Annotated in this window: 9 protein-coding genes and 1 pseudogene; 8 read left to right on the top strand and 2 right to left on the bottom strand. The window is 44.6% G+C overall.

All coding sequences use genetic code 11. From position 1 onward, the window contains the following. Positions 1-446: 446 nt before the first annotated feature. Complete coding sequence (locus DDR33_RS22520) at positions 447-1376, bottom strand: 2-hydroxyacid dehydrogenase (protein ID WP_109418055.1); 930 nt, start codon at positions 1374-1376, stop codon at positions 447-449. 52 nt (positions 1377-1428) lie between these two features. After that, on the bottom strand, positions 1429-2202 hold the full coding sequence (gene rsmA, locus DDR33_RS22515) for a 16S rRNA (adenine(1518)-N(6)/adenine(1519)-N(6))-dimethyltransferase RsmA (protein WP_109418054.1): 774 nt from the start codon (positions 2200-2202) through the stop codon (positions 1429-1431). Between the two features lie 236 nt (positions 2203-2438). On the opposite strand from rsmA, the gene pdxA reads away from it, so the two are divergent. From pdxA to DDR33_RS26800, 8 genes and pseudogenes are all read left to right on the top strand, one after another. Next, positions 2439-3494, top strand: a complete 1056-nt coding sequence (gene pdxA, locus DDR33_RS22510; RefSeq protein ID WP_109418053.1) for a 4-hydroxythreonine-4-phosphate dehydrogenase PdxA — start codon at positions 2439-2441, stop codon at positions 3492-3494. 202 nt (positions 3495-3696) lie between these two features. Then, positions 3697-6090, top strand: a complete 2394-nt coding sequence (locus tag DDR33_RS22505) for a TonB-dependent receptor (protein WP_109418052.1) — start codon at positions 3697-3699, stop codon at positions 6088-6090. Positions 6091-6095: 5 nt separating this feature from the next. Then, on the top strand, positions 6096-7274 hold the full coding sequence (locus tag DDR33_RS22500; protein ID WP_109418064.1) for a PepSY-associated TM helix domain-containing protein: 1179 nt from the start codon (positions 6096-6098) through the stop codon (positions 7272-7274). Between the two features lie 34 nt (positions 7275-7308). Then, on the top strand, positions 7309-7851 hold the full coding sequence (locus DDR33_RS22495; RefSeq protein WP_109418051.1) for a YceD family protein: 543 nt from the start codon (positions 7309-7311) through the stop codon (positions 7849-7851). A 16-nt stretch (positions 7852-7867) separates the two neighbouring features. Then, positions 7868-8059, top strand: coding sequence for a 50S ribosomal protein L32 (rpmF, locus tag DDR33_RS22490; RefSeq protein WP_109418050.1), 192 nt, complete (start codon positions 7868-7870; stop codon positions 8057-8059). Positions 8060-8073: 14 nt separating this feature from the next. Continuing rightward, positions 8074-9012, top strand: a complete 939-nt coding sequence (plsX, locus tag DDR33_RS22485) for a phosphate acyltransferase PlsX (RefSeq protein ID WP_109418049.1) — start codon at positions 8074-8076, stop codon at positions 9010-9012. 13 nt (positions 9013-9025) lie between these two features. Next, on the top strand, positions 9026-10015 hold the full coding sequence (locus DDR33_RS22480; RefSeq protein WP_109418048.1) for a beta-ketoacyl-ACP synthase III: 990 nt from the start codon (positions 9026-9028) through the stop codon (positions 10013-10015). Between the two features lie 61 nt (positions 10016-10076). Then, positions 10077-10214 (top strand): annotated as a pseudogene (locus tag DDR33_RS26800) (acetyl-CoA carboxylase biotin carboxyl carrier protein); the annotation flags it as partial.

The following is a 10214-nucleotide window of genomic DNA, read 5'->3' as shown; positions in this document are numbered from 1 at the left end:
AGCGTCGGAGGCCCGGGAGGATCATATTCTCTGAAGGAGGTTCCTGGAGGGTCAGGGGCGCCGGTGCTGCCGGCTTTGAGAGTAAAGTTGGGATATTACAGGACAGGGATCAAGTGCTGATTGTTATTTAGATTAATTATAAATAAACCCATGTATTTACAGGCTAAGTGCCATACAGAACCCGCCTTTTTAATAAGAAAGGCGGCCTCTATGCGGGATCTAAGAGGCAGATGAGCGGCAACATTCAGACTTCAACCGGGAAATAATTGGAAACTGGAAGGATGCGGTAACTACAAAACTCGATCTGCGGGCGGCGAAATGTAGGAGAAGTAATTGGAACCTGGAAGGATCCCGGTATGCGCACAGAGAAGCACTCCCGGCAAATTTGCCCGGACGTTACAGGTGATCCATTAAAAATCAGTTAAGCTATTTTTTGAATTGACGCATCAGGTAAGCCTTAATTTTTCCAGCTTCTCCCCCAAAACTTCAGATATTTTCCGGTAAGATTCAACGCTCCACCCTGCAACGTGAGGCGACAGCAAAACCTTTCCGCAATTCACCAGTTCGTCAAACCAGGGCTGCTGACCCAGGGCGGGAAATTTTTCGGATTCCAGAACATCAAGACCTGCGGCTGCAATTTTTCCGTTCCGGACTGCTTTCAGTAGAGCCTGGGTGTTAACGATTTCACCTCTTGCCGTATTTAAAAACCAGATGGGTTTCCTGAAGTGAAAGAGATATTCGTCATCTACCATTTGCCGTGTTTCCCTGGTTAAAGGAATGTGGAGGCTTAAGATATCAGATTGTTTGACTATTTGCTCCATGCTTGCTTCGTTCGCGTATTCGTCGCTAAAGCCGGTTTTATATTTGTCGTAGGCGATGACGTTTACTCCGAATCCCGATAGCCTGCGGGCAAATGCCTGTCCCATAAAGCCATAACCGATAATTCCAACAGTCTTTCCCATTAGTTCCACTCCGCGGTTTCCTTCACGATCCCAATAGCCATTCCTGATCTCAGTATCTCCTTTTTTCAGGTTATTCATTAAAGAAAGCAGAAGTCCGAGCGCGTGCTCCGCTACTGCATCACGGTTTCCTTCGGGGGCATTTATACAGGATATGTTTCTTTCACGCGCAAACTGCTCGTCAATATTGTCCATGCCGGCACCTGCCCTGGCGATAAAACGCAGGCGGGTTGCTGCTTCCATAATTTCCCTGTCAATATTAAACTTAGTGCGGATGGCAAGTCCATCGTATTCGTGTATGACACTAAGTGTTTGCTCCCTTGAATAGTCGGGGCAGTCGTCAACGAGATATCCCAGTTTCTGAGCTTTTTCTTTGAAAGCCGGATGAAGTTTATCTGCAATGAGTATTTTAACCATTTAAGCTTACGAATTTGGAATTTTATGATTCATGATGAGAAGGTATTGCGGATCAACGGGCATTCTGCAATAGATTGGTGAGGTTGACGAAATCTGTTACACCGAGTTGTTCTGCGCGTTGGTCGAATACAGGCTCCGTACCCATTTTATCTTTGCTGATAACAGAGGAGAGTGCGTTTCTGAGAGTTTTGCGCCTCTGGTTGAATCCTGCTTTTACCACTTTCCAAAACATATTTTCGTCGCAGTCCAGCTTTTCTGTTTCATTCCTTGTAAGGCGGATAACGGCAGAAAGCACCTTGGGCGGAGGATTAAATACTCCCGCTTTAACAGTAAAAAGATATTCTACTTTATAATAGGCCTGGATAAAGACGCTGAGAATGCCATATTCTTTCGTTCTGGGCCCCGCTGTGCAGCGTTCTGCTACTTCTTTCTGAAACATTCCGACCACTTCAGGGACCAGGTGCCGGTTTTCCAGGATTTTAAACAGGATCTGTGAAGAGATGTTGTAAGGAAAGTTTCCGATAACTGCTACTTTATCACTGAAGGTATCTTTAAAGTTCAGCTCCAGGAAGTCACCGTTTATCAGCCGCTGACCCAGCGATGGATATTTTTTCTGAAGGAATTCATAGGATTCTTTATCCAGATCGATCAGATGTACCTGGTACTCTTCCTTCTGAAGCAGGAAATCGGACAGTATCCCCATCCCCGGACCTACTTCGAGTACCTCTGTGTAGCGGCCTGCCGGCCTGAGGCTCTCTACGATCTTAGAAGCGATGTTTTTATCAGTGAGAAAATGCTGTCCTAAATGTTTTTTTGCCCTAACCATTCTTGTCTTTTAACCTTGCCCATGCCGCCAGTCACCGGCCGGAACCAGCAGATCACAGCTTTTAACCGCGGTCTGCTAGTTGTGCAGACTACAAATTACGGGATTTAGTATCAGAAACGATATGATAATCGGTTACAATTTTATCAATCCTTCATCTTCTCTTAGAGAATACTTTTTAGATGAAAAATAGTTAATTTGCAAAAATTATAGTACAGCATACTGCGAAGTAAACTAAAATGAGCGAAAAGATTAAAATTGGTATTTCAATTGGAGATATAAACGGCATCGGACTAGAGATCATACTAAAAACCCTTTCAGATCATACAATATATGACTATTGCACACCGATTGTATATGGTACTACCAAGGTTGCATCTTTTTACCGTAAGGCCTTATCCATGGGTGACTTCAGCTTCAATGTTATTTCCAGGCCGGACCAGGCTAACGGAAAACGGCCGAACATGATCAACTGCTGGGATGAAGATGTTAAGATAGAACCGGGTTCTGCGAGTCCTACAGGTGGTAAGTATGCTTTTATCTCTCTCGAAAGAGCTGTATCTGATCTGCTTGAAGGAAATACGGACGCGCTGGTAACAGCACCCATCAATAAGCATACGATTCAAAACGACAGTTTTAATTTTGCCGGTCATACTGAATATATTCAGCACAGAGCACAAGCGAAAGATTCGCTGATGTTCCTGGTTGGAGAAGATCTCAGAGTGGGGGTAGTCACCGGCCATGTGCCTGTATCACAGATTGCTTCGGGAATTACGAAAGAGAGTATCATTTCGAAGCTGGAGCTGATGAAAGAGAGCCTGAAGAATGATTTCTGGGTTCAGAAGCCTAAAATCGCTGTGCTCGGTCTCAACCCGCATGCCGGAGATAACGGTCTGATCGGTACAGAGGAGAAAGATATCATTATTCCGGCAATCGAGGCTGCAAACGAAAGCGGGATCTTCGCTTTTGGTCCGTATGCGGCAGATGGCTTTTTTGCGAACGGATCGCATATGAAATTTGATGCTGTGCTGGCTATGTACCACGACCAGGGACTTATTCCTTTTAAATATATCGATTTTCATACTGGTGTGAATTTTACTGCTGGTCTGCCTGTTGTACGGACGTCTCCGGACCATGGTACGGGCTATGATATTGCAGGAAAGAATCTGGCAAGTGAAAGTTCTTTCAGGGAGGCGCTATTTATGGCTATGAATATTGTTAAGCGCCGGCGTGAAATGGCAGAGCTCACCTCAAATCCTCTTAAGATCACCAAGCTTTCTAAAGACCGGGATTAGCAGCTGAATTGCTGCCCTGCTGAAGAATACCGGAAATTCTGAATGTGATATTAGAGCACTAAAGAGGAATGGGCTGAAATTATGTATGAATGAAAGCCGGACTGGCAGTTAAAGTTTTTTTTGTGATATAATTCGGTAAATTTATTTGTACTAATTCTAAATAAGAATATTTTTGCGGCATATTCAACCAAAACACGCAATTATGTTCAGTTTGTCCGAAGGTGTCATTTCAAAAAATCACTATTCATCTTTCTTAAATTCACGGCTTGTTCGTTTATCTCTGTCTCTGGTGCTGGTGATCCTTTTTTCAGCAGTTTCCCGGGCACAGGAAAAGAATGTATCTGCTGAAGGGACTGTCACTGGTCCGGACGGACATCCTCTTGCTTATGCCACTGTAGCTGTAGAAGGAGCAAGGGGCAGCCTGACCGATGAGCGGGGATGGTTCTCGATAAAAAATATTGCTGCAGGTACGCACCGGTTCCATATAAGTCTTATCGGATATAAAAAACTATCGAAAGAAGTAAGTCTTTCAGCGGGTTCGGATGTCCGGCTTTCCTTTGTTTTAGAACCGGAGAATACTCTTTCAGAAGTGGTAGTCACTGCCGGGCGTAAAGCTGAAAGCATTAATGAAGTACCGTCTTCCGTAAGTATCCTGACAGAACGGGATGTAAAAGAACAGCAGAATGTAAATCCTTCTGTTGCTGCCATTCTTGGTAATACGGTGCCCGGACTCGGGACTGCGACGAATAAGGCTACGAATTCCGGCCAGACACTGCGCGGGCGCCAGGTGCTGGTGTTGATCGACGGGATTCCTCAATCGACCCCGCTGATGAATGGCAGCCGGGATATCCGTACCCTTGATCCTGCAGTTATTGAAAGAGTGGAGGTGATAAAGGGAGCGACGTCTATCTATGGAAACGGATCGGCCGGGGGAATCATTAACTTTATTACAAAGAAGCCTTCACAGGATAAGGCATTTTCGGGAACTACGAGTGCTGGACTTAATGGAAATGTTGCACATCCTTCGCATACAGGAGGCTACAGGCTTTCCCAGACCTTTTCCGGATCGCTGGATAAGTTCTCCTATCTGGTTAGCGGGACTTATAATTACACCGGGGTTTTGAAAGATGCGAAGGGGAATGTGAATGCCCAGGCTGACGGCTTAGGCGAAAATTCGCTGTACAATACATTTGTGAAACTGGGATATAAACCAGATGAAAACAGCGAGATCTTAGCGTCCTACAATCTTTTCAGGAGTGTACAAAACAGTGATTATATTAATGTTACAGGCAAGTATGGGGAGCGGCCTTCAATAGGGGAGAAAGGGGATGATCCCGGGAAGCCAGCAGGCACTCCGTATAATCATAATGCATTTATTACATATCGTCACAAATCACTTCCTTTAGCTACTTCCCTGGATGTTTCTGCTTATTATAACGAGTTTATCTCGATGAACAGGTATGTGGAAAAGGGTACTGCCTGGTATGGTCCCGGCCAAACGAAAATACAATCTTTCAAGAAAGGATTGCGCGTAACTCTGAATACTCCATGGAAGATGGGAACACTGGGGGACGGGGAGCTGACCTATGGCCTTGATCTTTTGAACGACCGTACAAATCAGGTACTGACCGATGGAAGGGTTTATATTCCTGATATGAACATGGTCAATCTTGCTCCTTATGCCCAGATGAAACTCGATTTTTTTACTGATTTTGTACTGAAAGCTGGGGTACGGTATGAGAACGCGAGAGTTAAAGTAAAGGATTTCAATACAATCGCTACCGGGCCTAACGGTGAGGGGAGCATAGCGGTATCAGGAGGGAAAATTCCGTATAACGCAACAACATTCAATGCGGGTTTACGCTATGTGAAGTTTGATGCGTTTAATCCTTTTATCAGCTTTTCTCAGGGATTTGCCATTAACGAGCTTGGGCGTATCCTCCGGCGTGCTACCAGCAATACACTGGAAAGTATTGAAACAGATCCTGTTATTACCAATAATTATGAAGCGGGATTCAGCAGCAGGATCGGAATTTTCAATCTGACCGGCTCTTATTATATCAGTACTTCTAAACTTGGAGCCAACCTGGTGGATGTAGGAGGTTTCCTCGTTGCACAGAGGGAGCCTGAAAGGGTTCACGGGTATGAAATCGCTGCCGACGCTTATCTCAGCCGTAAATGGACAGTGGGTGCGAGTTATACTTTTGTAGAAGGAAAGGCTGAGCAGCAGGATGGTACGAAAGTATACATGAACGGCTTGCGTATTGCGCCTTCAAAGGCAACGGCTTACCTGGCGTATCGCCCTTCCGGATCACTGGATATGCGGGTATTCTGGGTGCATACAGGAAGCCGTGACCGTTTTGACGTTCGTTCAAACGGTTTATATGCTAACAGTGAGGGGCCGGTTAAATCAATTGACCTGTTTAACCTTTCTGCCAGTTATCGTTTCAATAGTAAGTGGTCTGCCGGATTGGGCGTGGAGAATCTCCTGAACACTTCTTACTACCCCGTAGTAAGTCAGTACCGGGCTCTAGATGCTGAATACGTAAGAGGCAATGGAGCTACTATGAACCTGAATGTGTCGTATAGTTTTTAATGTTTATGGTAAAAAAGACGTTTTTGCTGATACACAAATGGCTGGGCCTCGTTTCGGGCCTTGTCGTTTTTATTGTCAGCATTACAGGTTGCATTAACGTCTTTTCGGATGAGTTAAAGGAATTTTTTTACCGGGACAGGCTCTTTACTGAGAAGGCTGAGGGTAAGCCGCTTCCGTTTAGTTTCGTTTTAAAACAAGCCAGGCATGCACTTGGCCCGGAATACAGGATCTCCCGCTGTGAGATTTATCCGGGGGCAGGGCGCACCTGGGTCTTCAGGGCATCGTCGACTAATGCAAATGCCTTCGGTCACTGGAATTACTATAAATATTACTTTCGCGTGTATGTTAACCCATATAGCGGAAAAGTAGTGTATGTTGAGGATGCCCGCAACGAGTTTTTTCAGCTGGTAATCAGTATGCATATGCACCTGCTCCTGGGAGCAAAGGCTGGTGGTCTTATAACCGGGGTTTCGACCCTTTGCTTTTTTGTTTTATTACTAAGCGGCCTGGTCCTCTGGTGGCCGAAATTCTGGAAGCGGAAGCTGGTCAGAAGAGCTCTGTTATTAAAGCGGGGAGTTGGAAAAAAACGTTTAAATTATGACATTCACAATGTCGGAGGTTTTTACATTCTGATCCCCGCATTGCTGATCTCTCTGACGGGATTGGTTTTCGCTTTTGACTGGGCTGATCAATCATTACAGTATATTGCTAACGGAGGCCGGAAGGAGCATAAGCGGGAGATCCCGGTATCATCACCTAATGAGAGTTATCATTTCCCTGCGGTTGACCGCGCGATTCAGAACCTTCTGGCTGTTCACTCGTCCGCTGACGTGTTTTCCATCCGTTTCAGGGAAAAGAACACTGCTCCCCTGGATGTACAGGTGAGGATCGCTGAGAAACGGACCCATGAGTTTAAATGGTATTATTTCGACCGGAATGCCGGAGAACTGCTTTTAAAATACGGCAATGAAGATCTTAAAGGGGGCGAAAAACTCAGGAGTATGAACTATGATCTGCACACCGGGGCCTTCGCGGGAATTTCAACAAAAGTGCTCGCTTTTCTGGTGTCTCTTGTCTGCGCTTCTCTTCCTGTTACCGGGTTCATTATCTGGTATAACAAGGGTGCGAAGAAGAAAAAGAAAGCCTCTTCTCCATATTTAAAAAAACTTTTACAGAATCATTAATTTTATCTATTTTTGCAGGCTCAATTGGCGTGCTTTGAAATCGTTACAGGAATATCGGATATCATACACCGGGTTAAAGACGGGAAGGCATCAGTTCGAGTTTGATATAGATGAACGTTTTTTCAACGAGTTTGAATACTCGCTGGTAAAGAACGGGAAGCTGAAGGTCAACCTGGAGCTTGATAAACAGGAGACGATGATCATCCTGAACTTCGGAATTAAGGGCAGTATTTATCTTAATTGCGATGTGTGTTTATCGGACTTTCCGATTGTCGTGGATATACAGGAGCGGCAGATTGCGAAGTTCCATGAGGATGAGAATCTGGAGGATGATACAGATGAGATCATGGTACTGGGGAAGAACGAGTACGAGATCAATGTTGCGCCTCTGATATATGAGTATATCAATCTGGCAGTTCCTTATTTTCACCGTTGTGAAGAGCCGGGAGCAACTGAATGGTGCGATAAAGGAATGCTTGAAAAGCTGCAGACGCTTTCGGGCCAGAACACAGAAGAAGAACAAAATGAAGATGCAGATCCAAGGTGGGATGCATTAAAAAGAATAAAAAAACAATAATTAAAAAAACAGGAAAATGGCACATCCAAAACGTAAGTTGTCCAAGTCGAGAAGAGATAAGAGAAGAACTCATTATAAAGCAGAAGCGCCAACCTTGTTTACCTGCAAAACTACAGGCGCAGTTCACCAGCCACACCGTGCATACAACGTTGATGGCAACCTGTATTATAACGGTAAATTAGTTATCGAGAACACCTCTATCGCATAAGGTAATTTTCTAAAATGAAAATTGGCTTAGATATAATGGGCGGAGATTTTGCTCCCAATGCAACTGTTTTGGGAGCAATTGCAGCCTTTAAAGCCTTAGATTCACACCAGAAACTGGTGCTCATTGGTGACAAAGACCAGGCTCTTCCTATTATGAAGGAGCAGAACTTTAATCCGGATCATTTCGAGTTTGTTCATACTACTCAAACTATTAGTATGGGCGAACATCCCACAAAAGCTATTACTCAGAAACCTGATTCAAGCATAAGCGTTGGCTTTAAATTGCTCAAGGAGAAAAAGATTGATTCCTTTTCTTCTGCGGGTAATACTGGTGCTATGCTGGTTGGTGCGATGTTCAGTGTGAAAACTGTTCCGGGGGTTATTCGTCCGGCAATTTCTACTGTGGTACCTAAGCTGAAGAAGGGCTATGGTATCATGCTTGACGTAGGTGCAAATGCAGACTGCAAACCGGATACACTTCTGCAGTTCGGTATATTGGGCAGCCTGTTTGCTGAAAGTATTCTGGGCATTCACAAGCCTAAAGTGGGGCTTATGAACATTGGAGAGGAAGAGGAAAAAGGAAATCTTTTAATGCTCGCTACCCATCCGATGATGAAGGACACGAATATGTTCAACTTTATCGGGAATATTGAAGGCCGGGATCTGTTTAATGAAAAGGCTGATGTCATTGTTTGCGATGGTTTTACAGGAAATGTGATGCTTAAACTGGCTGAAACATTCTATGTACTAACCCAGCAAAAGGGATTTCAGGATGAGTTCTTTGCCCGCTTTAATTATGAGCAATATGGTGGCAGTCCGATCCTGGGGATAAATGCTCCTGTGATCATAGGTCATGGTATATCAAATCCGGAGGCGATAAAGAATATGATCCTTCTTTCAAGGAGCATGATCACCACTAAATTAATAGATAAGATCATATCTGCATTTAAATAATTCGGACAGGACAATGCAAAAGATATATGCCGCAATTACAGCGGTTAATGGATACGTACCTGATTACGTGCTGACCAATCATGAACTGGAAACCATGGTGGAAACCAATGATGAATGGATTACGTCACGTACTGGTATCAGAGAGAGAAGGATCCTGAAAGGAGAAGGGCTTGCTACTTCTGATCTGGCAGTACCTGCTGTGAAGGGCTTGCTTGAAAAGCGGGGAATAGGAGCAGAGGAGATCGATATGATCATCTTTTGTACATCCACTCCTGATATGCCGATTCCGGCAACCGCAAACATTCTGGCTCATAAGATTGGTGCTAAAAACGCCTGGGGGTATGATCTGCAGGCAGCATGCTCCGGATTTGTGTTTGGTCTGGCTACCGGTGCACAGTTTATAGAATCCGGCAAGCACCAGAAAGTGCTGGTTGTGGGTGGTGATAAAATGTCGTCGATTGTCAATTATGAGGACAGGGCGACCTGTATTCTTTTTGGCGACGGATGCGGGGCTGCCCTGCTTGAACCTAACACGGAAGGTTACGGGGTGATAGACTCAATACTGAAAAGCGATGGTGCCGGATGCCAGTTCCTTTATGTGAAGGCAGGCGGATCGCAAATGCCGGCAACCCATGAAACCGTGGATGCCAGGCAGCACTTTGCCTACCAGGAGGGCCAGGCTGTATTTAAATCTGCCGTGACCAATATGGCGGATGTTGCTGCTGAGATTATTGAACGTAACAACCTGAAGAGCGAGGATATTGCATGGCTCGTTCCTCATCAGGCTAATAAAAGAATTATTGACGCTACTGCCAGCCGCGCGGGTGTACCATCTGAAAAGGTGATGATCAATATAGACCGCTACGGAAATACGACCAACGGAACTATTCCCCTTTGTTTATGGGAATGGGAAAGCAAGCTGAAGAAGGGGGATAATCTGATCCTGGCTGCCTTTGGCGGTGGCTTTACCTGGGGCTCCTTGTATTTAAAATGGGCATACTAGAGGGAAAGTAATTTTTATTTATGAACTTTGAATTATAAATAAATTAACCTAAAAAACAAATATGGATATCAAACAGGTTCAGGAACTTATCAGATTTGTTTCGAAATCAGGTGTTAATGAAGTTTCTATTGAAGAAAAAGATTTTAAGATCACTATAAAGACTAATCAGGCGCCTACGTATGTCAATGCGACTCTGCCG

Origin of the sequence: Pararcticibacter amylolyticus (assembly GCF_003130405.1) — a bacterium.
Taxonomy (GTDB): Bacteria; Bacteroidota; Bacteroidia; order Sphingobacteriales; family Sphingobacteriaceae; genus Arcticibacter; species Arcticibacter amylolyticus.
This window is presented reverse-complemented; position numbering and strand designations above follow the sequence as displayed.

What these genes read in the sequence shown, in the direction of transcription:
- DDR33_RS22520 (WP_109418055.1), bottom strand. Translation starts at nt 1,376, where the DNA reads ATGGTTAAAATACTCATTGCAGATAAACTTCATCCGGCTTTCAAAGAA.
- rsmA (WP_109418054.1), bottom strand. Translation starts at nt 2,202, where the DNA reads ATGGTTAGGGCAAAAAAACATTTAGGACAGCATTTTCTCACTGATAAA.
- pdxA (WP_109418053.1), top strand. Translation starts at nt 2,439, where the DNA reads ATGAGCGAAAAGATTAAAATTGGTATTTCAATTGGAGATATAAACGGC.
- DDR33_RS22505 (WP_109418052.1), top strand. Translation starts at nt 3,697, where the DNA reads ATGTTCAGTTTGTCCGAAGGTGTCATTTCAAAAAATCACTATTCATCT.
- DDR33_RS22500 (WP_109418064.1), top strand. Translation starts at nt 6,096, where the DNA reads ATGGTAAAAAAGACGTTTTTGCTGATACACAAATGGCTGGGCCTCGTT.
- rpmF (WP_109418050.1), top strand. Translation starts at nt 7,868, where the DNA reads ATGGCACATCCAAAACGTAAGTTGTCCAAGTCGAGAAGAGATAAGAGA.
- plsX (WP_109418049.1), top strand. Translation starts at nt 8,074, where the DNA reads ATGAAAATTGGCTTAGATATAATGGGCGGAGATTTTGCTCCCAATGCA.
- DDR33_RS22480 (WP_109418048.1), top strand. Translation starts at nt 9,026, where the DNA reads ATGCAAAAGATATATGCCGCAATTACAGCGGTTAATGGATACGTACCT.